Source organism: Thermostichus sp. OS-CIW-26 (assembly GCF_054058395.1).
On record NZ_JBSSAG010000002.1, the window covers coordinates 103,006 to 126,623 of the forward strand.

A 23,618-nucleotide genomic window follows, 5' to 3' on the forward strand; every position below is an offset into this window, starting at 1 on the left:
CCAAGACTCATCCTAGATCTGCCCCTGCGGATCCCTGTTACCGTAGGGGATGTCCTGCAACATTTTGTTGGGTTTCAGTAACTTAGCCACACATAGCCGGTGAAGCCGCCGCCGGCGTTGGTGTTGCGACCGGCCAGGAACTGAAACCCCCCCAAGCCCAGCGTTAACCCTCCCTCCAGCCGCCAGTTGAGCTGGCCCGAAAGCTTGAGGTTGTCGTAGTCGGGATCCTGAACGGCCAAATCCCCGAACAACAAAGGCGCGCCGTTGCCCAACGTAAAATCCCCATCCAGGGCCAGGATGGCCTGCAGCTCAGGAGTCAGGTCTGCCCCGAAGGTCAGGTTGGCCTTGACCCGATCCCCGGGATAGCCCAAGTAATCTCGGAACGTGAGGCAGGAGTCGAAAAAGGCGGGCAGGGATCCCAACTGGGTATTGGCCGCCGCCCCAACTTTGAGATCGTAGCCGAAAACACCGTACCCCAAGGGCAGGGGGATGTCTTGGGTGGCATATCCGGGCGGGATCAAGGCCGTTAGCTGAGCCGAGAAGAAGGGATCCCCGTTCCCCCAAGTATGGCGCAGGCCCAGTTCCAGATCCCGCAGGCCCTGGTTGCGCTGGGTAACGGTGTCAGCCCCGCTGGCAAAGCGATTTTCGATGAAAACGTAGCTGGTGTTGAGGTTGAGAGTGAGCTGATCGCTAAGGCCCGTCTCCGCAAAGAGGTTGAGGCGGGTTTCCCCATATTCTGAGAGAGCAGGCCCCAGTTGCCCCCCCTGGTCAAAGCGGGTGCGAGGCCGATAGACCTCCGGCTGCAGCGAAAAAAAAGTCTTGCCGGCACCGCGGGGAAAACCGCATCCTGCCCAGGCCGGCAGCTCCGGCGGCATTGCACTAACCACTAGACTCGCCAGCAGGCTTGCCCTCAGAAATCTCAGCTTCTCCATGGCAGGGATCCCGGCAGTTTCAGGGGGATTGTATCCCCAGGATCAAGCTCTGGGCCAAGATCCGGGACAAAACCGGCTTTGGAACGACTGCTAACTATGAGGTGGCAGCCGGTAGGCCCACCTGTGCCCGGAATTGGCGAGCGGCGGTCAGCGCTCCGAAGGGATCCCCCTTATACAGGCCGTAGTGCATCAAGGACAGGTGCCGCAGCCCCAGTTGAGACACTTCCTGCAGCCACTCCGGCTGGCTCATGAGCTGAAAGTCTGTATGGACGGTGTCGGCCCGTCCGCCGCTGGGGTGCTTGTCCTTAATCGATGGCTCGTAGTGGGCCAACATCAGGTTGGAGTGGATGGGGGAAAACAGGCGGCAACAGAGGCGGATTTGCTCTGGGTTACCGGGATCCGGGCCGTTCAGCTCTGGGTTAAACTCCCCTGGCCGCCGCTGGCGCATCGACTGGAAGGCGATCCCGTCCATCCGGCTCAGGGTCTCGGCAAAGGGCTCCACCATGCTGCGGCCTGCCCCCCGGGAAGGGTCGTCAAAGGTGGCAATCCAGCCCCCCCAGCACAGGGCTACTTCGGCTGCCGGCAGCCGCTCCTTGATGGCTTGGCGGGCTGTGAGGACATTGCGCATTAGGGCTTGGTAGTAGAAAGCAGTGTCGGCGTTGTAGGTATCTGCTGGGATCCGCCAATAGGAAAACTCCGTGGCCAGGCTCCAATAGGTAGGGCGGCCTTGGGGGTTGGCTTGAGCGATATAGCCGGCCAATTCGGCTACATCCTGGACAAACTGCTTGGAGATGTGGTAGTCGCCGCAGGGGCGGTGGGTGTCGTCTTCCCAGGTGATGATGTGGAGGGTATAGCCCCGCTCAAACCACTGCCGCAAAAGCCCGGCCTGGTGCCAGTTGCGCCAAAAGGAGAGATCCCCCTGGCGGTGATCAAAGCTGTTCAGCCAGCCGCTCAGGAAATGGGGATCCCACCCCTGCGCCACTGCCGCCACCTGCGGATCCGACTCGATTTCCCAGAGGAAGCGACCGGGATCCTCGCCAATGCCCACCTGCCAGCGGGCCAGCAGCTCTGACAAGTTCATGCTTCCCGTCTCGGCATTTTCCAGGCTGCGACTCCCCTGCTGACTCAAAAACTCCTGGCCACAGCCGGCAACCCCATAGGCAGCCAGCAGCGCTCCGCCCGCTTGCAGCACCTGTCGCCGCTGCCAGGATCGTCTCCTTTTCATCTCCTCTCCTCCTGCGGTTCCTCTTGGTGTTGGCGAGCCCACAGCCGCACTTGGGGGGAGCTATAAACCTCCCTGAAGCCCGGCAGCCCCTCAAAATTGAGCTCAGACCAAAATTGCAGGATGCGATCGGCGCTCCGCAAGGGATCCGCCAGCCCCGCTACCAAGAGGTAGTCCACCCTTTCCTGGGGATGCTGAAGGGCCAGGGCAAACTCGTACTGGTGAGGAGTAAGGAAAGAGCGGGGATCCCTTGCCCAAAAGATAGCCTCAAAGTGGATGTCGTCGTCCACCAGCACTTTTTGTCCGGGCAACAGGTGGCGATAGAGATACTGCCCAACCTGGCGCTTTTCCTGCCGCAGCCTCCGCCAGTCTTCTAGGGCTTGCCCAGCAGAGGTTACTTCATACAGGTTTTGGGCAGCTTCCAACTCGCCACTAAGGGGCACTAACCCTGCCACCAGCCGCTCCCAGAGATCCCGCTCCTCGGCCACCAGGGGCATGAGGAAACCCGGCTCTTGGCTCACCCCATAACCGGCAGTGAGGCAGTTCAACCCCAAGAGGGCAGTGATCAACAGGCGCTTAGCCCAGCCGAGGCCGGCTCCGTGACACAAGTAGGCGCCCATCAGCAAAGGCAGCGGCACCCAGAAAAGGCCAAAGCGGCTCAGCTCCCGCAAAAACAGCCCCTGCCCTAGAGAAGCCAGCAGGATGACCAGCGGCATCCCCCAGACCAGAGCCCATACCCAGCGACCCGGGCCTCGGCCCAGCAGGGATCCCAGCCCCAACAGCAGATAGGCAGGGTCCAGCACCGCCAGCCATTTCCCAGCCTCCAGCACCCCCCGCCAGCCACCCGCCTGCTGCAAGTCTTCCCGCAATTGCGGCAGCCGCAGACCGCTGCCCACCTGGTAGGTGAAAGCCCAGGGATCCCCTGCCGACAGCCAGTTCACGTACAGCCAGCTCAACATCAGGGCCAGGCTGATAAACCCTGCCACCAGCAGCGAAGCCAGCCGAAAACCCCAGGACTGTTTGCGAAAAGCCAACAGCAGCACCCCTGCCACCCAGGGCAGCAGCCACCCACTTTCCCAGCGCAGCACCATCAGGGGCCCCAGCGCCAGCCCAATGAGCAGCAGCCTCAGGGTAATAGGCAGCTCATCCCCTGCCGCCACTGACTTCCCCGCTGCTCGTTTCTCGTCAGCCAGGGGAAACAACAAGGCCATGTTTACCCCCAGCAAAAGCGAGGTGGCCGTCCAAGCGGGGCTGCGCAGCAGCATCAAGATCAAAGCCGGCTGCAGCATCATCAACAAACCCCATAGCCAGCGCCATCCCACCTCCACCGGCAAACGGCGTAACTGCCGCCACGTCCAGCCCAGCAGCAAAGAGCCCAAGATGGTCTGCAGCAACAGCGGGGATCGTCCCAGAATGGCCGTGACCATCACCAGCAAGGGAGGAAAGGTGGTGCCCACAATGGGCAGGCGCGGATCCGGCCCCAAGGCCGCCACGGATCCCTTATAGCCAAGAAACTGCATCTCCAAGCTCACCCAGCTCCAGCCTTCCTTCAAACCCCACAGAAGGCTAGCCAGCAGCAGAAACAGGATCCCGGTAGACCCGAAGAGCTGCAAGAAAGCCCTGAGCCTGTTGAGAAACATGGGTTACTTCAGTAGCTTCAAGAATTTAGAATTAATTGGAGATTAATTGGAGGGTAACTGGTTAAATCGCCAATAAATCGCCAATCGAGCCTCAAGAGCTATTTAGTGTTAATGAGAACATGTCTCAAGTAGGGCGTGGGGATGGGCTGACGTGTCTGGGCACTGGACACAGGGCTAGATTAGCATTCCCTGGCCTGAGAGACTTTATCTACGAGTTTTGGCGTAGGCCAATTCAGCCATATTGTCGATGAGGTGTTCTCGGATCCTGAGAGAGGATGGGGACGACTTTGCAAGGACATGATCTTATGTTGCAGGCTGTGCGGGACGTGAATGATGCAGCAGTTCCAGCGCTTGAGCTGGTACCCTCTCAAACAGAGACCCGTCCCTGGGGATCCTTCTGGGTTTTGGATGAAGGCCCGATGTACAAGATCAAGCGCATCGAGGTGAAGCCTGGCCATCGGCTCAGCCTGCAGATGCACTACCACCGCAGCGAGCACTGGATCGTGGTCAGGGGCACAGCGAAGGTTACCCGTGGAGAAGAGGTGATGCTGCTGAGCTCCAACGAGTCCACCTACATTCCCCCCTGCACCAAGCACCGCCTGGAAAACCCCGGCACCCTTCCCTTGGTGTTGATCGAGGTGCAAAACGGGGAATATCTCGGGGAGGACGACATTGTGCGCTTTGAGGATGACTACGCCCGCCAGTAAAGGGATCCCCTGGGCATCCGAATCCACGATTTGTGCGTACAGACCCCGAAAGCTTACAGATTTCTGCATGTCGGGCAAACCTGGGTCAGGTAGGCCAAGGGGCTTGCCTGCACTAGACAAGTGAGGGATAAGCAAGAGGGGGTCAAGGTGACGCAGAAGGCAAGGCAGTGGGCTTTGTGGGTTGCCGGTTTGCTTTGGTGTTGCGGGCCGACGGCTGTCCACGCAGCGGAAGTCATTTCTCTACAAAGGCTGGGCTACGACCGCTCGGTGCTGCTGCAAGGAGCTAACCCGCGTCTAGATATCGGGATCCCTGCCCCCCTCAACGGCCTTGACCCCGAGGCCAGCTTTGTGCAGTTGCGCCTGGATCCCTCGCCGGTGCTCAAGCCCACGTCCACGGTGCGGGTGCTGATCAACGAGGAGCTAATGGGCCTTTTTCTGGTGCGGGACCTGCGGCAGGAGCCGGTGGTGCGAGTGCCCATCCCCAGCTTGGCCGCTGGCGAGCGCTTTATCACCTTGTCGGTGCAGCCTTTCCTGAGCATCAGCGACGATATTTGCGCCGACTTGAATACCGGCAACCTGCTGCTGACGGTAGGGCGGGACAGTTTCTTTGAGCTGGCGCCCCTCGTTCCTGATGCCACGGTGGCCGGTTTTCTGGGCCGGCTGTATCCTCAGGTTACTTTGGTAGTGCCGGCTGACCTCACTCCTGAAGCGGCGGAAGCAGCTCTGTGGCTGTACAGCCTCCTTTCTCACCTGTTTCCGCAAACGCCCATCCTGTGGAGCAACCGTCCGAAGCAGGGGGCACAGGTGATCTTAGAGCCGGCCAATTTCACCCCCCACTTGCAGCATCAAATTACCCCAGAGGGATCCCGCCTGCGAGTGGCCGCCCGCCGGGAAGCTATTCTTGCTCTCTATGAAGAATGGAAGCGGGCGGGGCTGGTCAGCCGCGGCATCCAGGTGACAAGGGTGGCGGATCTGGAGAGAGCGCTCAGGGCCAACCGCCTTAGCTTGCGGGAGTTGGGTATTGTGGATCCGCTGCTGCGGGGGTTTGGCAGCCAGTCTTTGGTCTTCAACTTCAGCCTGTCCCAATTAGGGGGGCGGCCGCGGGATCTGGCGGCGCAACTAGACGTCATTATGAACCCGGTGGATGGCCGAGTGGGGGATCGCCTCACCGGCTACGTGTTCTTGAATGGCGTTCTGTTGCGCACCTACAACCTAACCGGGCGCACCCAGCTCAACGAAACTGTGACCCTGCCCACCCGCCTGCTGCGCCGCTTTAATCAACTGGAGCTCCGCTTTGACTATGGCGCCAGCCCCGGTAATTGCCAGGGATCCCTGACCCCGCTGACTTTGCAAGTGCGCTCGGATAGCTCTGGCTTTATCTGGAGCGGCTACCAAGCCCCCACTGGCGAGCTGCAGGAGATCCCGGCGGTGCTTCGAGGATCCGGCCAAGTGTGGGTAGGGGATCCCCAACTGCTGCCGGCTGCCGCCTACCTGGTCGGTGCCCTCAGCCGGCTGGCTGCCCGACCCCTGCTGCCCACCCTTGAGGTTTTGCCCAAAGAGGAAGCCAACCTGGAGACGGGGAACTTTGCCTGGCAGGTGATCGTGGCTGGGCCAGATCAGGTGGAGCTTAATAGCCCCATCCGGCTGGGATCCCAGTTTGAAATCATCAATCCCCTCAACCAGCAGGTTGCCCTGGCAGCTCAGCCCCAGGAGAATCTCGGCCTTTTGCAATACTTTCTCCTCCAAGGCAAGCCCACCCTTTGGCTTTCCTGGTGGGGATCTGACCCGGCTTTGGCAGAGCGCCTCAGCCGCGGCCTTGCCGATCCGCGCACCCGCCTGGCCAACCAGCTACAGGGAAACGTGCTCACCGCCTATGCCGCTGCCCCCGATCTCACCCAAGTACAGAGCTGGGATCTCACGCCAGCAGGCTATCGAGTGCGCTACCCTGGTCGCTTCAGTTGGCAGCTTTTGTTGTGGCAATACCGCTATTGGTTAGTGCTGCTGCTGGCCCTTTTGCTGGCAGTAGGAGCCTGGAATACCTACCAACGCTTGGCCCGCCGCCCTGAGTCGCCCACCCTTTCCTAGGGGGGTTGGCAGAGGACTTCCGGTTAAACCAGACTTGAGCCAAGCAAGGACTCCGTCCCACTTGCGCGAATAGGGTTTCCAGCCATGCTCCAGTCCCTCAAATCCTCGCTTTTGCGCACGGGCTACCTTACCCGGCAGCAATTGGCTAAGGCTGAGGAGTATCGCGAAGCAGCTAGTTGCTCCTTGCCTAGGGCTCTTTGGAGCTTGCGAGTCATGCACCCGGGCAAGTTTGTCAACTTGTGTCGCCAGATTCTGGACCGGCCTAAGCTGAGAGACTGGCTGCTCAAGCACTCCCTAGATCCAGAGCTGCCTTGGCTGATCGAGCCTATCGATCTGGTGCCGGTGCGCTTTTTGCCCTGTGGCTGGCTCAACCCGCAAACTGTTGTGGTGGCCACTGAAGAGCCGGGCTTCCCCGCCATTTGGCAGGCTGTGAAACGCCTGTGCCCGGAAGCAGAAAAACTCTGGGAGATCCCGGCCACTGAAAAGCAGATCCTGACGGTCATCCTTGAGCGCAAGCTGGCCGCCGAGCTGCTGGGCAGTCGTCTCACTCTGGAGCAGTGGCAGCAGGCTTTGGACATCCGCCGCCGCACTGGATCCAACCTGGGGCAAGTGCTGACCCGTCTGAGCTATCTCTCGACTCCCGAGTATCTCAGCATCCTGGCCCATCTGCTGGGCTATCCTTCCGTCTCGGAGCTGATGGGGACAGGGCTGCTTTACCGCGACGAGAGCTTGAGCCGCCAGTTCGAGCCCGAGCTGATGATGCGCCACCTCTTCTACCCCTTGAACTGGACGGATGAGAACACCCTCACCGTGATGGTCAGTGACCCCCTGGACTGGGCGGTGGATGAGATGCTCTACAGTTGGCGGCCAGGGTTGCGAATTGAAAAGGTGCTGGGCAGCGAGCAGGATATCACCCAACTCCTCAGCAAAGACCAGGGATCCCGCTTCAGCCAAGAGGCGGTGTACAAGCTCATGGCCCGCCTGCCAGAAGAATCGGCCTCGCGGGTGTTTACCCCCTCTCAGATTGCGGTGGGCTACGGCCTGCTGCTGCTGTTGCTGTGGGGGTTGGCCACTGCTCCCTGGACGACCCTGACCATTTTGGTGCTGCTGATCAATCTTTTTTACGTCGCTTCGATCCTGTTCAAACTGCTGCTCAGCCTAGTGGGATCCGCCGATCGCTTCCACCAGATTACCGATGAGGAAGTAGCCGCTTTGGATGATCGCGACTTGCCCATCTACACCATCCTGGTGCCGGTCTACAAAGAGCCGGAAGTAATGCCGATTTTGATCAAGTCTCTCTCCAAGCTGGATTACCCCCATGAGCGCTTAGATGTGCTCATCTTGCTAGAAGAAAACGACCGCGCCACCATTGAGGCGGCCCGGGCTGCCAAGCCCCCCCGCTACGTGCGCCTGCTCATCGTGCCAGATAGCAAGCCCAAGACCAAACCCAAAGCCTGCAACTACGGCCTGGCCTTTGCCCGTGGCGAATACCTCACCATCTACGACGCCGAAGATATCCCCGACCCCGATCAACTGAAAAAGGCGGTTGTGGCCTTCCAGAAAGGGGATCCCAGCTTGGTCTGCGTCCAGGCTGCCCTCAACTACTTCAACCGCAACGAGAACTTCCTCACCCGCATGTTTACCTTGGAGTATTCCTATTGGTTTGATTATCTTCTGCCGGGTTTGGAAACTCTCAGAATGCCGATCCCCTTGGGTGGCACCAGCAACCACTTTCGCACTGACCGCCTGCGGGAGCTGCAGGGATGGGATCCCTTTAACGTCACCGAAGACGCCGACTTGGGCATCCGCGCCAGCCAGCACGGCTATACGGTGGGGGTGATCAACTCCACCACTTATGAAGAGGCCAACTGCGCTGTTAAAAACTGGATCCGGCAGCGCTCCCGCTGGATCAAGGGCTACATGCAAACTTGGCTGGTGCACAACCGCAACCCCCTGCGCTCCTTGCGCAAGCTGGGCCTCAAAAACTGGCTATCCTACCAATTTTTTATCGGGGGCAGCTTCTTTACCTTTCTCACCAGCCCCATCATGTGGCTGCTGTTTATTTACTGGCTGCTCACCCGCGCCCATTGGCTGCAAAACCTATTTCCCAGTTGGCTGGTTTATCTGGGCTTGTTTAACCTCCTGGTGGGCAACGCCATTGGGATTTACCTGAACCTGGTCGCGGTCTTCCGCCGCGGTTACTACGATCTGGCTTTCTATGCTCTGCTCAACCCCATCTACTGGCAACTGCACTCTATGGCAGCTTACATGGCCCTGTGGCAGCTTTTCACCAAGCCCTTCTACTGGGAAAAGACCATCCACGGCCTGAGCAAGTTTACCCACGCCAAAGTCCAGGAAGCTGCTCACAAAGCAGCCTAGGCTACTGAATCGGTTTCCCAAGCAGTGGCGACGAAGTGAGGCCAGCCAGCACCCCTCAGAAGCTGTAGTCCGAATCTACGATCACAGCACAACCACTGGGGTGAAGACAGCTAGCCATGATCACCTTGACAGAAAAGTTGCCCTCGTAGGGCGCCTGCACGATGGGGAAATCGTCCAACAGTTCGTCTGCAGCCACCACCTGACCGCTGGCATCGTAAAGCACCAGATCCACATCGAAGCAATCCTGGTCGCACTGCGCCCAGATGTTTTCACCTCGGTAGAAATAGCCTGTAACTACGGTCGATTGTCCATTAAGAAGCCACAAACTACGGCTCTGAGCCCAGGCGGCAGCGCCCCCGATAACTGTGGCCGCTCCTATTAAGCTTGCCACCAACCAGCCCCGCACCGAAGCCATAAGACTGCCCTCCTACTGAAAAACGGAGAAAGAATAGATTTTCTACAGGGATCCACCTCAACGCCCACACTCTAGCACCCAGATCCGTTTCTCCCGAATGATTCAGATCACGTTAAGGATCTTAAGAATCTCATGCTGAAAATCGCGAAAAAGAGTTACAAAAAAAGGGATCCCGAGTAGAGCAGGGATCCCTCAATTCTGACCAGAAATCCGGCGAAGCTCCCGCATCGGTCTGGCCGACTTCTCATTGCGGCAAATTCAGTTCCCCCCTTCGCCCCAAGGGATCCGTCAAAACACTGCCGGCGGGGCCTTTGATTTGAATGGTGCAGCGGCTGCCGGACACTTCAATAACGTTGTAGTTGGGCACCGCCAGCTCCAAAAAGCGCAGGTTGCCTGTGGTTACCCCTGGGATCCCGCTCACTTGCGGATTGGTCGGGTTCACCGGTGCCAAAAAGCCGTTCACAATCCGGTAATACAGGCGGCTGGCATTGGGGATCCCCAGTTGATTGCCCAGCTCGTCAATGCTCAGGGCCGTAACGCTCCGCCCGGTGGGGCCAGTCCACACTTCCCAGATGGGGTTGCTGCTGCCGGGGTTGACCTGTCCGATGAAGCCGGCGTGGTTGTTGCCCGTCAGGAACACCACGTTGCGGATGTTGTTGCTCTCGATAAAGTCAATGACTTCCTGCCGCTCCAGCCAGTAGCCTTCCCAAACATCGTTGGAGCGGAAATAGGTCACCGTGATGGGAAACTCGCTGACGATGAACTTGTAGGTGGCGGTGGAGTTGCGCAGGCCGTTGAACAGCCACTGCTTCTGCGGATTGCCCAACAGCGTGCGCGGCGTGCGGCGCAGCAGGTTAAACAGGGCTTGCTCGGAGCCGGGTGGGCCGAAGAAAAGGGTTTCCTGTTCGGGCGTAAGACGAATGCCAGCCAGCTCCAAAAAACGCTGACGGGTCAGGCCGGGGGGCAAAATGGGCAAAATGGGGGTCACGGCGGCCAAATCCCGGTACTGGCGCAGATCCAGGATGAAGACTTCGGCATTGGCCCCGTAGCGGAAGCTGCGAAACAGCCGATCCCGGCTATCCACACCGGCCACATCTGTCAGGTTGGGGGTAATGGGGTTGTATTCAAAAAAGGCTTGGTAGCCGAGCACCTTGAGATCTTCCACATCGCGGGTTTGCCCGGTGGTGTCGTTCAGCTGAGTGGCCCGGCCACCGCGGGCCTTCTGGCCACTGTAGTTGTCAATTACCTCGTGATCGTCCCAGTTGACAACAAAAGCAGTCCGGCCAAACAGTTGCGCGAACTCCCGCCCGGCATAGTTGGGATCCCGCTGATCCCGGTAGAGGCTGCGATAGAACTCCAAGTTGCCGATGGGATCCAGCCCCAGCCAGAAGCGATCGGCGTAGACAGTGTCGCCGTTAAAGGAAATGAAATCGATATCGCCGCGGCTGACTTCTGCCAGCATGGCTGCCCCAATAGGAAAGGGAGGCTCGTTGGCACAACTGATGTGTAAGAAGCGAATGGGTCGTCCATCCCCAGGAGCTGGCAGGGTGCGAAACTGGCCTACAGGGCTGGTAAACCCCTCGCTGACAAACCGGTAGAAGTAGCGCTGCGCTGGCCTCAAGCCGGTGACGACGGCACGAGCAATGTAGTCGCCTGGCTCAGTGCGGTAGTTGCGGCCCGCCACACGGCGAGCAGTAAGCGAAACTTGTTGCGAAATGGGGTTGAACTCGGAATTCTCAGCCACCTGCAACGTCACCGCAACCGTGTCTGTTGCACTGGCCGGGATCACCCGCGTGGAAAGCACCGCCCCTTCCGAGGTGGGATCCCCGGCAAATACCCCTTGAGGGAACCCGGGCTCTCCCAGGGGGGGAATGGAGGAACTGGAGGTGCCTCCACAGGCAGCCAGGGCGGCTGCCCCACCTCCAAACATCAGCAACTGCAGGAAAAAGCGACGGGAACGCAGGGAACTCATAGGGCCCACCTCAGGGACACAGGCAAATGTAAAGGGATCCGCAACAAAAGCCAATCGCCTTTTTAGTCAAGCACTTTTGCCCCCAAGCTGAGGTTGTGGGCAGGTGAAGGCTGGGTTAGGGTTGGTTTAACGGCTCTGACCCCTGCGCCCAGGTTCCCCACGGCCTTTTCACAGAGCTTGCTGAGAAGGCTAAAATTTCATTACAGTTTTTCCTGCTTTTGCCCCATTTTTGCGGTTTTGCGTTCCTTAGACTTCTTGTTGACCCTGCCGAAGGAGGGATCGTCGTGGCTACGGAGACTCTGGTCAAGCCTTCTGTAACCCCGAAGCACATGCCCATGTACCGGGTGTTGCTGCACAACGACGATGTCAACACCATGGAGTACGTGGTGCAGGTGCTGGTCAAGGTGATCCCATCCATGATGCCGCCGCAAGCCACCGAGATCATGCTAGAGGCCCACAACAACGGTGTTGCTGTGGTGATCGTGGTGCCGCGGGAGCACGCGGAGTTTTACTGTGAGCAGTTGCGTCAGCACGGCCTCACCAGCTCCATTGAGCCGGAACGCTAAGCAGGAGCGGTTGGGGTGGGCCTGCTGATTGCAAAACTCAAGGCTTTGCCCTTGCCGCTGCGGCTGTTGCTGTTTTTGGGGATCCCCCTCCTAGCCTGGCTGCCGTGGGTCGGGCTGGGGGGGTGGTTTTTTCCGGAAGCGCGAGCCTACCTGTGGCTGCCCCTGTATGCCTTGCTGCTAGCCTGGCTATGGGTGTGGGGATCCGGGTTTGCCGCCTATGGACTGGATGGCAGTTGGCCTTGCCGAGGCGGGATCCTGTGGGGCCTGGGGATAGGTGTGGGCGGGCTTTTCCTGCTGTTTGGCCTAGAGGGATCCCTGGGTTGGCTGAGTTGGAGGGCGGTAGGAGGGGGATCCCTGCTGGTCTATGGGTTGCTGGGGTTGCTTTTGGGCTTGGGGGTGGCGCTGGCGGAGGAGCTGTTTTTTCGCGGCTGGTTGCTGCAGGAGATGCTGCTGGACTACGGTTGCAGCACTGCGGTGTGGGGATCCAGCTTCCTGTTTGCTATGGCCCATTTCCTGAAGCCTTTGCCTGAGATTCTCGCCACCTGGCCGCAATTTCCCGGACTGTGGCTGATGGGGCTGCTGCTGGTGCAGGCGAGGGTCTGGAACCAAAACAAGCTGGGCCTTAGCCTAGGGCTGCACGCGGGTTGGGTATGGGGCATGGCCTGGGTCAACAACTTGGCCTGGATAGACTACACCGGCAGGGCGCCAGCGTGGCTAACGGGGATTGGTGGCAACCCCTTGGCGGGCCTGATGGGCTTGCTTTTTCTAGGAGGGACTTTCGCATTTCTCAACGGCCTGGCTCAAGCTGGCTGGCTACCGGCAGACCTGGAAAAGCGTTGATTGAGCTGATCGATAAAGAATAACCTACTCTCCCCAAGGCCCTTCCTCGTAGTAGGCGGTCACCTGCTCCTTGGGCGGCTGGGTAAGCAAGCTTACGCCAATTAACACCCCACTGCCGATCACCACTGCCGGGATTACGGGTAACCAGCCCCCTGTCCAAGCCCGCGGCAACAGACCCGACAGCCAACCTAAAGTCAGGCCACTGGAGACGAGGGCCCCGGCTACAGCCCCAGCGCGGGTAGCCCGCTTCCAGTACAGGCCGGCTATCAGGATTGGGAACAGCATGGCATTTCCCTGAAAGCTCCAGGTGGCGATCTCCACAATCAGCCCCGGCGGGTTAAGGGCAATGGCAAAAGAGGCCAAACCGATCCCCAGCACCACCCAGCGTCCCAATTGTTCTTCTTGGTGGGGGGAAAGCTGGCGCCTGAAGAAGGTAACCACCAGATCCCGCGTCACTAGGGAGCTGGCGGTGAGAAGCTGGGAGTCAGCTGTAGACATGAGAGCAGCCAGGGCCGCCGTAATCACCACCGCTGCTACGCCGCTGGGCAGGGTTTGCAACATCATGGGCATAATCTGATCCGTTTTCTCCAGGCCGGGAAAAGCCAGGCGGCCCCAAACCCCAAGAAGAGCTGCCGGGAAAAAGACCAGCAGAATCAGCAGCGGCCAGACTACCATCAGGGTCTGGAAGGGCCGGGCACTTTTGGCCATGTAGAAGCGCTGGAAAAATTGTGGGAAAAGGGGAGTGGCCATGAAAAACAGCAGTTGATTGCCGAGTAACCCTTGCCAGCTCCAGCGTCCTTGGGGGCCGGGCAAGCTCAGCCAGGGATCCAGTTCGCTACCCGCTTCTCTCCCTAGGGAGAAAGCCACTGCAACAAAGGCCACCCCCATCCCCAGAATCAAGATGATCCCCTGCACCACATCCGTCCAGACCACCGCCTGGGATCCGCCAAAGAGCACATACCCCAAGATCACCAGCGCCACCACCACCGCCAAGGGCCAGTAGGGGATCCCCTCCCCCAACACCGCCGCCAGGGTGCGGGCTCCGCCAATGATCTGGATGCTGATGTAGGGGGCGGTAAACGTCAGGGCGCTAAGGCAGTAGAGTAGAGCCAAAAGAGGGCTGTTGAAGCGGTGGCCGAAAAACTCCGAAGGGGTGATGAAGCCAAAGTGTTGGGCTGCTAGCCATACCCGGTAGCCCACCCACAAAAACAGCCCCGAAATGAAGGCGGTGGTCACTCCCACCCCCAGGAAGATCCCTAGGCCGTGGGTATAGGCATCTGCCGGCACCCCAATGAAGGTAAAGGCGCTGAGCAAGGTGGCCAGCGTCGTCAAAGTTAGAGCCAGGGATCCCAGACCCCGCCCCGCCAAAAAGTAGCTAACCGGATCCCGACCGCTGTGGCGATAGCTCCAGAAGCCGATGGCTGCCAGCAGCAGCAAGTACACCCCCACCACACCCAAACTTAAAATGCTGTCAGTCATCTCCAGGCCAGCAAACGCGCACAATGTAAAGATTCAAGGGCACCAGCAGCAGCACGGCCAGCCCTGCCCCCCAGTACCAAGCAGGGATCCCCAATACCTGCGGCTGGGCAGAGCGGATCCCTGCCCAGGTCAACAGCCACAGCAGGGGATAGGCCCCCCACACCCAAGCTTGGCGCATCCGCCCAAACCGCAGCTGCCTTGATCCTTGAAGGTTACCGGCGGGATCCAACCCTGACATCTGCCCATCTCCTGATTTTTTGCCACGGGTTCCTTTTGCCGATTATTTAAGATACAGCCACTGTTGCGCAGAGCTGAAATTGTCTTTCTCCACTTCCCCTTCAGATCCTGCCGGCAAGGTGGAGCCTTTCCGTTGGCCAAAGCGCGGAGAACCAGAGCGGCCTTATTGGCTAGCTTGGGCCCGCATCAAAGGGATTGGCCCCCACCGGCTCAAGCGGCTGGCGGAGTTTTTTGGATCCCTGGAGCGGGCTTGGCAAGCGGATGCCCCGGCCCTGCGGCAGGTGGAAGGCATTGGCCCCACCCTGGCCCAGGCTATTGTCTCTGCCCGTCCTGGCCTTGATCCCGAGCAGATCCTGGAGGAAACTCTCAAAGCGGGGATCCCCTTTCTCACGCCTGCAGATCCGGACTATCCGCCGCTGCTGTGGGAGGTGCCAGATCCCCCGCCCATTCTCTATGCCCTAGGAGAATGTCCCAATTGGCAACAGCCGGCTATTGCCATCGTCGGCACCCGCGCCCCTACGGCCTACGGTCGACAGTGGACCCAGAAAGTCAGCGCTGCCCTGGCGGAAGCTGGCTGTGTGGTGGTCTCGGGGCTGGCAACGGGGATCGACGGCATTGCCCACCAGGCCTGTCTGGATGCCGGCGGCAAGACGGTGGCCGTGGTGGGAACGGGGGTGGACAAAGTTTACCCAGCTCACCATCAAGCTCTCTACCGGCGCATCCTGGCCCAAGGGGCCATCCTCAGCGAATATCCCCCCGGCACGCCACCGGCCAAGGAGCATTTTCCCCAGCGCAACCGCATCATTGCCGGCCTCTGCCGCGCCACTTTGGTGATGGAGGCTCCGGAAACCTCGGGAGCGCTAATTACTGCTCACCTGGCCAACCACTACGGTCGGGAAGTGTATGCCCTGCCGGGGAACATCGACACGGCAGCAGCCCGCGGCTGCCTGCAGCTCATCCGCGACGGCGCCGGCATGATCCTGGGGATCGAGGAGCTGTTGAAAGACTTGGGCCTCCTCCAGGGATCCCCTGTGCTAAAGCAGCCCTCGTCCACTGGCCCCAGCGATCCCCAACAGCAACTGCTCTGGCAGCTGCTAGGGGAGGGCATCCTCAGCCTCGATGCCCTGGCCCAGGCTAGCCAGATGGATATTGCCACCCTTTCCAGTACCCTGCTGCTTATGGAATTGGAAGGCTGGCTGGTACAACTGCCGGGGATGCGCTACCAGCGGGCTCGCTGAGGCTGGATCCCTGCACTGCTTCTCCGATAGGAGCACGGCAAGCGGGATCCTCGTGGCGGGGGTTGTTCACATAGGTGCTGACCGGATAAGCCGCCATGGCTTCTGCCGGGTAGGGGCGGAGCAAGGGCAAAAGCAGCTTGGGATCCTGCACCTGGGGATCCAGCCAAAGGTCGTAGTCGTTTTCCGTCAAAATCACGGGCATCCGCTCGTGAAAAAGCCGCATCAGGCGGTTGGCAGCGGTGTTGAGGATGGCACAGGTTTCCACCTCCACCCCCTCTGGACTGCGCCAGCGTTCCCAAATGCCGGCAAAGGCAAATACCGGTCGATCCAGCAGGTGAAACCAGTAGGGTTGTCTGCCCTTCTTGCCTGTACCCTGGTCGGCCCACTCGTAGAAGCCATCTGCCGGGATCAGGCAGCGACGACGGCGGAAAGCTTCGCGGAAAGAAGGCTTCTCGGCCACCGTTTCAGAACGAGCATTGATCAACCCGGCCTTGGCGGCTTGGCTCCAAGCGGGGATCAGGCCCCAGCGAAAATGGGTTGCCTTGCGCTGAAGGGATCCCGCCACCACCGCCAGCACCGGCTGAGAAGGAGCGATGTTATACCGGGGGACAGCTGCCCTTTCTTGGGCTGCCGCCGGCAAGCCGAAATGCTGCATCAGCACTTCTGGGGCCACTGCCAGGCTAAACCGTCCACACATGTTTGTCCTCCAGTCGCTCACCCCAAATGGCCTGCCGACAGGATCCCCTAAACCTTGGTGGAAATGCCCAGCAGTTGCAAGATCCCGCGCAGGGGAATCTCCACCCACTCGGGGCGGTGGTTCAACTCATAGCCCAGCTCGTAAATGGCTTTTTCCAGCAGATAGGCGTCCAACAACACCTCTATCTCTTGCAGGCTGCGGGGCAAAAAAGCCGCTTGGGAAGCCACCTGCAGATATTCGGCCAAAAAGCCCGCGCAGACCCAGCGGTGCCAAAACTGGGCCCACCGCATCATGTCGGGGCAGTGGTCGGCGCAGACCAAGCCGCTCTCCAGTTGCTGGCGCAAGGCGGTGTGGACGGCGTAGTGGAAGGATCGCAGCATCCCCGCCACATCCCGTAAGGGGCAACGCTTGAGACGCCGTTCGCCCAAAGAGCGGGCCGGCTCCCCTTCAAAGTCGATGATGACAAAGTCTTTGCCGGTAAACAGCACCTGGCCCAGGTGATAATCCCCGTGGCAGCGGGTACGCAGGGCAGTGATCTTCCGCTCCAGGATCAGGCGGAAGCGGCTCATGATTTCCCCTTCTTGGTCGCAAACAGCCCGAGCCAAGTTGGCCTCTGCTTCCGGCAGCTTGGGGAGCTGCTTATAAGGACTCCGTCCCGCTGACGCGAACAGCAGCGGAAACACCTGCCCCACCAAGTTGCGCATGGACTGGTAAACGGAGCGCTGGTACAGGCTGGAGAAAGGCTCCGGGGCAAAGTCTTTGTTCTCCGTATCGGCAGCCAGGGCGATGTGCAGCTCGGCGGTGCGCTTGGCCAAGATCCGCACCGATTCTAGGTAGCTGCCGATGGTGGCGTAGGCCAGCTCCGGCAAGGGCTGTTGGGAAAGCTCCAAGAAGGATCCCTGCGGCACGGGCACGGGATCCACCTCTTGGTAGTGAACCAGCACCGCCTCAAAAAATTGCCCCAGGCTGTCTAGGGTATAGTGCCAGGCATCTCCCTCGTTGGGGATGTACTCCTGCAAAATGGCCAGGGTAATGGGCTGATCGGCGGGATCAAACCCACGGGCCCCGCGACGACGGCGATACTCCAGGGATCCCAGCAGCCGTGGCACGCGCACCTGGGGATGGTGCTCCAGCAGGTAGCGGCCTATCTCCAGCTCTGGGTTTACCCCCTCGGCCACCCGGTGGTAGAGCTTGAGGAGGTAGTGGTTGCCATAGACAACGGAGGTGTAGCTCTGCTCCGCCTTGAGGAGGCGGGGTTCCAGGTCATGCTCAAGGGCAGCAAAGCTAGTGGCCCAGAGCTCTCCCTGACGGTGACGCAGGCGGCCCTGCTGGGCAATTAGCTGCAGCAGCCGCAGCAAGAAGCTTTTGTCAGCCAGAGCGTTGAAAATTACTCCCGCCGGCCCTCCGGCCACTTGCACAGGGAGGATGACCGCCTGGGGCATCTCTAGGCGCAGGTGTACGGCTGCTTCTTGGGTGGCATAGCCCACAGGGAGAGAGTAGAGCTGCGTATCGCCCTCGATAAACTCGGCCTGGAGAAGCAAGATCTGGCTGCCCAGCAAGGACTCCTCTTCTCGGCGGCAGGGGATAGCCTGCAGGATATGGATCGCCTGGAGCTGGCGGTTTTGGGAGCCAAACCAACGACAGCGGTAGAGGTAGTCCGCCAAGACTGCCTCCAGCTGCTTTTGGCTTTCCCCTTGCAAGAGACTGTCCCAACTACCACTTTGAACAACCAGAGGACTACCACTTTGAACAACCAGAGGGACCAGGCGTTCCTGCTCCTCCGCTTTGCTGGGGCTGAGGTGGATGGTCTCCGTTTTGGGCTCAAGGGAAAACCAGTAAAAGGAATGGGGGCCTAGCGTTAGGAAATAGGGCAGTCGCCCAATAGGGGGAAACTCGGTGTGGCCAAAGATCTCCACCGGGATCAATCCTTCCCACGGCGATAGATCCAGCCCCACCCACTGGGCGTAGCGGGAGAGATTGGCCACCACCAAGATGCGCTCGCCGCGGTAGGCTCGCACAAAGGCAAGCACCTTGCGGTTTTCTGGGTGGAGCAGCTCAAAGGAGCCGCGGCCAAAAGCTTGGAATCGCTTGCGCACGGCGATGAGCCGCTTCATGGTCCACCACAGGGAATGGGGGTTGTTTCGCTGCGCCTCCACATTGACAGCTTCGTAGTGGTACTCGGCGTCGATGACGATGGGCAGGTAGAGCTTCTGGGGGTTGGCCCGCGAAAAGCCGGCGTTGCGGTCGGCGCTCCACTGCATGGGGGTGCGCACGCTGTTGCGATCCCCCAGGTAGATGTTGTCCCCCATGCCGATCTCGTCCCCGTAGTAGATGACCGGCGTGCCGGGCAGAGAAAACAGCAGGCTGTTCATCAGCTCGATGCGGCGGCGGCTGTTGCCCAGCAGGGGGGCCAAGCGGCGGCGGATCCCCAGGTTCACCCGCGCGTTGGGATCCTTGGCGTACACCTGGTACATGTAGTCCCGCTCCTCGTCAGTGACCATCTCCAGGGTGAGCTCGTCGTGGTTGCGCAGGAAGAGGGCCCACTGGCAGGTTTCAGGAATGGGAGGGGTTTGTTGCAGGATGTCAATGATGGGGAAGCGATCCTCCATCTGGATGGCCATAAACAGCCGTGGCATGAGGGGAAAGTGGAACTCCATGTGGCACTCGTCCCCATCGCCGAAGTAGGCCACAGCATCTTCTGGCCACTGGTTGGCCTCCGCCAGCAGCATGCGGCCAGGATACCTTTGGTCAATGTGTCGGCGCAGAGCCTTGAGAAAGGCATGGGTCTCCGGTAGGCTCTCGCAGGTGGTGCCCTCCCGCTCGTAGAGATAAGGCACCGCGTCCAGCCGCATGCCGTCTACCCCCAAGCTCAGCCAAAAGTCCACCACCTCGAACATGGCTTTTTGTACGGCGGGGTTGTCGTAGTTGAGATCTGGCTGGTGGGAGTAAAAGCGGTGCCAGTAGTAGGCCTTGGCCGCTGAATCCCAGGTCCAGTTGGAGGCTTCAAAGTCTTGAAAGATAATGCGGGCCTCTTTGTACTTTTCGGGGGTATCGCTCCAAACGTAAAAGTCCCGCTCGGGGGTGCCGGGGGCAGCTCGTCTGGCCCGCTGAAACCAGGGGTGCTGATCCGAAGTGTGGTTGAGGATGAGCTCAATGATGACGCGGATCCCCCGCTTATGGGCAGCCTCCAGAAAGATCTTGAAGTCCTCTAGGGTGCCCAAGTCAGGGTGAACACTGGTAAAGTCAGAAACGTCGTAGCCGTCATCTTTTAAAGGCGAGGGGAAAAACGGCAGCAGCCAGACGGCTGTAATCCCCAGTTCTTGCAAGTAGTCCAGCTTTTCGGTCAGGCCCTGGAAGTCGCCCACGCCATCGCCGTCGCTGTCGAAAAAGGCCCGTGCCGGCAGCTCGTAGATGATTGCATCTTTGTACCAAAGGGGGTCGTGGGTGAGGGGGGAGATGAGGCTGCGCAGAGGGGCTCGGATCATCATGTCGGTCATGTCGGCAACAGAGACAGGATTGGGACACCTTGGCAACCCTAGCCGTTGAATGGGGATCCCCTCAATAGGCTACAGCCTTCTCTTGGGTGCCAGGGATCCCCGGCGTCGGTTCAGCTAGAAATCGCAGGAGCCCCGCACTGTACCCGTAGGGTCAGTGCCGGGAGGAATGCGAGGTTACAATAGAACCATGACCCAAGTCCTGACCGTCTCCTGCAAGCTCAAGGTAGCCCAGTCGCAAGCTGCCAAATTGGACGCGACGATGGAGGCTTTTGGCCAAGCCTTGAATTGGGTCAACCAGAACACGCCGGAGAAGATCGTCAACGCGGTCAAACTGCAATCCCTTTGCTACTACGAGACTCGAGCCCGGTTTGGCTTGTCCAGTAACTTGGCTCAACAGGTGTGCAGACGAGTAGCGGGTTCCCGCAAAGTGGCTAAGCAGAAAAAGCGTCCCGTCAAGGAGTTTAAGAGCGGCTTTGTTACCTACGACGCCCGTATCTTTTCGTTCCGTCAAAAAGACTGGACGGTGTCGCTGACCACGGTGGAAGGGAGAGAACGCTTTGAACTGGCCATTGGCAACTACCAGCGTGGGATGCTGGCTGGTTCCAACCCCAAATCCGCCACCCTGGTCAAGCGCAAAGATGGCTCCTACTCCATCCAGATTTGCGTAGAGAAAAAGCCACCCAAGCAACAAGATACCGACAAGGTGATCGGGGTGGACTTGGGAAGGACAGATATTGCCCATACGTCAGAGGGGGACAACTGGAATGGACAGCAGTTGAACAGAGTCCGCGACCGCTACTCCCGGTTGAGGGCGGTACTCCAACGCAAAGCCAGTAAGGGCACAAGCAGTTCGCGGCGCAGATGCCGTCAACTGCTGCAACGGCTGTCTGGCAAGGAGAGGCGCTTTCAGGCGTGGGTCAATCATCGCATCTCCAAAGCTATTGTCTCTAGGGCAAAGACCACAAACAGCGCTATTGCCCTGGAAGACCTGACAGGGATCCGGGAAAGGGTCAATCAACAGCCACGCAGCAAAGCCGAAAGGCGCAGGGCCAACAGTTGGGCGTTCTACCAACTACGTCAGTTTCTGGAGTACAAGGCGAGGGCTGCAGGGGTTTCTCTGATTCTTGTTCCGCCTGCCTACACGTCGCAGACCTGCCACCGGTGCTTGCACATTCATCCCGACCCTGCGCAATCCTATCGCACTGGGAAGCAGTTTAAGTGTGGACACTGTGGATGGGAAGGAGATGCGGACTTGAATGGTGCAAACGTAATTGCGCTCTTGGGGGCTGTCGTAAACCAGCCTAGAGGTTCGGGCCTGTTTTGTTCTCTGGTAGAGCAGAGCAGGCTCAGGGCTACTGAAAGCCCGCTCCGTACCGCTTAGCGGTCGGAGCCGGGTAGTTTACGCAATGCCACTCCGCTTCTGGGCTTCCTTGCGGGAGACGGCCACGTGGCGCAGGCCGGCCCGGAGCAGCTCCTGCTCGATCAAGGCAAAAAACCGCTGCCGATCCCCGCTTCTCACCACCGCCAAATGATGGGCTTCCGCCAAGGCGATGGGGTAGCCAAAGCCCTTGTGCACTTGGCTCAGCACGCCTGCCAAGGCCCGCTGCAGCAACTCCGCATCCTGGACCACCCAAGCGGGAAACTCCAGGCGAGCAATTTCGGCTTGGCCCAGGGATCCCTCGCCAACATTGAGGTAACAACAGTGGACGTGGTGTTCCCCGAAGGTGTCCAACACGCTGGCGCCGCTGCGCCAAAGGGGGCTGCGCTCTCCCGGCTGCAGCAGGGATCCCCAAAAGACGCGGTCTGCCAGGGGGGCGAAGGGATGGCAGGGAGGAGACTTCTCGCCGGGACAGTAGCGGTAGCAGTCACAGCCCAGGTACGGGCACAGCCCCAAGCGCAGGTAGTTGAGGGTTTCGCTGCTGCGGGAGGCGCTGATGTAACCCACGAGAGGAATGCGGGCCGCCCGCAACTGCTCCAAGGTCGCCAGAATGGGATCCAACCAGGGGCGCCGGGCCGACTGGGACAGAGGTTCCAGTCCCCAAGGGATCAGGGATCCATCCAGGAGCGCCAGCGTGGTGCGGCGACGGGGCACCGACAGGGCCAAACGAGCCAGCTCCTCCAGTTCCGCTTGGGAGCGTCGTAAGGCCAGTATCTCTTCCAGCCCCAACGAGGACTCCGTGCCGCTGGTAGGATTGCGTTCACCTGGAGCGCGCTGCGGGCGAGAGTCTCGCCGGTTAAGGGGGGCCCTCGGCAACCCTTCTGCCCGCGGTTCCGAGAGAGGGGAGTCTGAGCGGTTTTGCTGGGCAAGGGGCCCATCTCCATACAGCAGCAGGGGCTGGCTGTCCAGGAGCGGCCACTCCTGGGTGCCGTAGTGGAGAACCACGCGCCCAACATTGATCAGCGAGCAGTAGGCAATCTCGTGGTGACTGGGCAAAATCTGGGATCCATCCGTGGCCACCACCGTGTGTCGCCCCTGCAGAGGCTCGACCTTGGGCAGGGATCCCCAAGCTTCCGGCGGCTCGGCGGGGCTGGCGCAAACAAACGACAGATGGGATCCCCACTCGGCCCAGCGGGACTGCCAAACCTGCGGCTCCTGCTGCCAGCGCTCGAAAACTTGCCAGGCTTGGCGGAGGCGTTCTTGGCTGGCTTTCGACTCCTGTTGCAGGTGCCGGGTGAACGCAGGAATTTGCCCGCTCAGCTTAACCAGATCCAACATGATGGCCGCATCAGCCCTGCATGGCAATACGGCTGCCAGAAGCGGAAGAAGCCACATCTTGTCCTTCTGAGGAGTTGAGCAGCTCTTCCAGCGGAAACTCCCCGTAGACCTCGCTGCTGTTGTTGGGACTCTCCTGCAGGCGAACCCGATGCAACTGCACCCCCAACTCCCGCAGGGGCAGAGTCAGCAGCCGCTGGATGTAGAGGGCGATGTTTTCGGCAGTAGGCACCACCTGGGCAAAGTAGGGAATGTCTTTGTTCAAAAAGGTGTGATCCAGCGGCTTCACCACCTGCTCCTCGATCAGCCGCTGCAGGGCCGCCAAGTCCACGATCATCCCCGTGCGCGGGTCGATGGATCCCTTGACGGTGATCTCCAGGCCGTAGTTGTGGCCGTGGCCGTGGGGACGGGCACAGAGGCCGTAGATGGCGCTGTTTTCTTCAAAACTCAGGTGATCCAGAGCCAAGCGGTGGGCGGCGCTGAAATGGGTGGCAACAGTCAAGTAGGCTTGCATGGCTTCTCCTCGGTATTCGGCCCAAAGCTCAGGATCTTCGTACAGACGGACGCTGGTTAGGGGCAAGGCATCGGCCAGGCGTTGCCAAATCACGTAAGCGATAAACTCGGTAGTGGGCAAGGTTTGGGCAAACTCCGGCCAAGCTTGATTTAGATAAGCAAAGTTGAGATCTTGAATCACCCGCTGCCGGATCACCTGCTTCACCTCCGAGAGGTTGAGCACCATCCCATAGTCATCCACCTCACCACTCATGCCCACCTCCAGCACATAGTTGTGGCCATGGCCGGGAAAACGGGCATTTGGGCCAAAGCGGGCTAAGTTCTCGGCTTCTGAGAGTTCGGGCAACCAGTACCGATGGCTGGCGGCAAATTGCGCACGGCGGTAGATTGTACAGATTCTGGACATGAGTGGAGAGGAGAGCATCTGCCGGGGGATCCACCCTTTAGCTTGACACACTCCCCGGCCCAGAGGGTGGAAATTCTCAG

The 23,618-nt window shown here is 59.8% G+C and carries 18 protein-coding genes; 7 read left to right on the forward strand and 11 right to left on the reverse strand.

All coding sequences use genetic code 11. The annotated features are described in order from the left end of the window. Positions 1-74: 74 nt before the first annotated feature. The 3 genes from ACVW0C_RS01495 to ACVW0C_RS01505 all read right to left on the reverse strand — a co-directional run bounded on the left by ACVW0C_RS01495 (position 75) and on the right by ACVW0C_RS01505 (position 3,794). A complete protein-coding gene (locus tag ACVW0C_RS01495) occupies positions 75-887 on the reverse strand; it encodes a hypothetical protein (protein WP_457384107.1) in 813 nt (270 codons plus the stop codon). Positions 888-1,026: 139 nt separating this feature from the next. Further along, positions 1,027-2,157 (reverse strand): hypothetical protein, encoded by a 1,131-nt coding sequence (locus ACVW0C_RS01500; RefSeq protein ID WP_457384108.1) that lies wholly within the window; start codon positions 2,155-2,157, stop codon positions 1,027-1,029. Then, the gene (locus ACVW0C_RS01505; RefSeq protein WP_457384109.1) at positions 2,154-3,794 is read right to left on the reverse strand and encodes a hypothetical protein; all 1,641 of its coding nucleotides are present in this window, start codon (positions 3,792-3,794) and stop codon (positions 2,154-2,156) included. Before ACVW0C_RS01505 ends, ACVW0C_RS01500 begins: the two co-directional genes overlap by 4 nt. Before the next feature lie 305 nt (positions 3,795-4,099). Between ACVW0C_RS01505 and ACVW0C_RS01510 the strand changes: the two genes are divergently transcribed. The 3 genes from ACVW0C_RS01510 (at position 4,100) to ACVW0C_RS01520 (ending at position 8,965) form a co-directional block, all read left to right on the forward strand. Then, positions 4,100-4,501, forward strand: a complete 402-nt coding sequence (locus tag ACVW0C_RS01510; RefSeq protein WP_457384110.1) for a cupin domain-containing protein — start codon at positions 4,100-4,102, stop codon at positions 4,499-4,501. Positions 4,502-4,648: 147 nt separating this feature from the next. Next, positions 4,649-6,586: a cellulose biosynthesis cyclic di-GMP-binding regulatory protein BcsB gene (locus ACVW0C_RS01515; protein WP_457384111.1), complete on the forward strand. Its 1,938-nt coding sequence runs from the start codon at positions 4,649-4,651 to the stop codon at positions 6,584-6,586. A 213-nt stretch (positions 6,587-6,799) separates the two neighbouring features. Beyond that, the gene (locus ACVW0C_RS01520; RefSeq protein WP_457384112.1) at positions 6,800-8,965 is read left to right on the forward strand and encodes a glycosyltransferase; all 2,166 of its coding nucleotides are present in this window, start codon (positions 6,800-6,802) and stop codon (positions 8,963-8,965) included. 55 nt (positions 8,966-9,020) lie between these two features. On the opposite strand, the gene ACVW0C_RS01525 is transcribed toward ACVW0C_RS01520, so the two are convergent. After that, entirely contained in the window at positions 9,021-9,380 is a 360-nt protein-coding gene (locus ACVW0C_RS01525) for a hypothetical protein (protein WP_099812809.1), read from the reverse strand. A gap of 244 nt (positions 9,381-9,624) precedes the next feature. Further along, on the reverse strand, positions 9,625-11,352 hold the full coding sequence (locus tag ACVW0C_RS01530; RefSeq protein ID WP_457384113.1) for an alkaline phosphatase D family protein: 1,728 nt from the start codon (positions 11,350-11,352) through the stop codon (positions 9,625-9,627). A gap of 284 nt (positions 11,353-11,636) precedes the next feature. On the opposite strand from ACVW0C_RS01530, the gene clpS reads away from it, so the two are divergent. After that, positions 11,637-11,918, forward strand: a complete 282-nt coding sequence (gene clpS, locus ACVW0C_RS01535) for an ATP-dependent Clp protease adapter ClpS (protein WP_414333897.1) — start codon at positions 11,637-11,639, stop codon at positions 11,916-11,918. 15 nt (positions 11,919-11,933) lie between these two features. After that, positions 11,934-12,758, forward strand: a complete 825-nt coding sequence (locus tag ACVW0C_RS01540; RefSeq protein ID WP_457384114.1) for a CPBP family glutamic-type intramembrane protease — start codon at positions 11,934-11,936, stop codon at positions 12,756-12,758. Positions 12,759-12,782: 24 nt separating this feature from the next. Here ACVW0C_RS01540 and ACVW0C_RS01545 read toward each other — a convergent pair whose 3' ends face one another. Both ACVW0C_RS01545 and ACVW0C_RS01550 read right to left on the reverse strand, forming a co-directional pair. Next, on the reverse strand, positions 12,783-14,237 hold the full coding sequence (locus ACVW0C_RS01545; RefSeq protein WP_457384115.1) for a sodium:solute symporter family protein: 1,455 nt from the start codon (positions 14,235-14,237) through the stop codon (positions 12,783-12,785). Beyond that, positions 14,230-14,415 carry a hypothetical protein gene (locus ACVW0C_RS01550; RefSeq protein WP_457384116.1) on the reverse strand — a complete coding sequence of 62 codons (186 nt, stop codon included), beginning with the start codon at positions 14,413-14,415 and terminating at the stop codon, positions 14,230-14,232. The genes ACVW0C_RS01545 and ACVW0C_RS01550 overlap by 8 nt, the downstream gene beginning before the upstream one ends. Before the next feature lie 139 nt (positions 14,416-14,554). On the opposite strand from ACVW0C_RS01550, the gene dprA reads away from it, so the two are divergent. After that, entirely contained in the window at positions 14,555-15,712 is a 1,158-nt protein-coding gene (gene dprA / locus ACVW0C_RS01555) for a DNA-processing protein DprA (RefSeq protein WP_414350682.1), read from the forward strand. Here dprA and ACVW0C_RS01560 read toward each other — a convergent pair. Both ACVW0C_RS01560 and treS read right to left on the reverse strand, forming a co-directional pair. Beyond that, entirely contained in the window at positions 15,651-16,409 is a 759-nt protein-coding gene (locus ACVW0C_RS01560; RefSeq protein WP_457384117.1) for an SOS response-associated peptidase, read from the reverse strand. The two genes, dprA and ACVW0C_RS01560, sit on opposite strands and share 62 nt — an antisense overlap. 47 nt (positions 16,410-16,456) lie before the next feature. Beyond that, positions 16,457-19,894, reverse strand: coding sequence for a maltose alpha-D-glucosyltransferase (treS, locus tag ACVW0C_RS01565; protein ID WP_457384162.1), 3,438 nt, complete (start codon positions 19,892-19,894; stop codon positions 16,457-16,459). 199 nt (positions 19,895-20,093) lie between these two features. Between treS and ACVW0C_RS01570 the strand changes: the two genes are divergently transcribed. Continuing rightward, a complete protein-coding gene (locus tag ACVW0C_RS01570; protein ID WP_457384118.1) occupies positions 20,094-21,287 on the forward strand; it encodes an RNA-guided endonuclease InsQ/TnpB family protein in 1,194 nt (397 codons plus the stop codon). An 18-nt stretch (positions 21,288-21,305) separates the two neighbouring features. Here ACVW0C_RS01570 and ACVW0C_RS01575 read toward each other — a convergent pair whose 3' ends face one another. Together ACVW0C_RS01575 and ACVW0C_RS01580 are read right to left on the reverse strand one after the other, a co-directional pair. Continuing rightward, positions 21,306-22,622, reverse strand: coding sequence for a DNA double-strand break repair nuclease NurA (locus ACVW0C_RS01575; protein WP_457384119.1), 1,317 nt, complete (start codon positions 22,620-22,622; stop codon positions 21,306-21,308). A gap of 10 nt (positions 22,623-22,632) precedes the next feature. Beyond that, on the reverse strand, positions 22,633-23,538 hold the full coding sequence (locus ACVW0C_RS01580) for a 6-carboxytetrahydropterin synthase (RefSeq protein WP_011432318.1): 906 nt from the start codon (positions 23,536-23,538) through the stop codon (positions 22,633-22,635). Between the last annotated feature and the right edge of the window lie 80 nt (positions 23,539-23,618).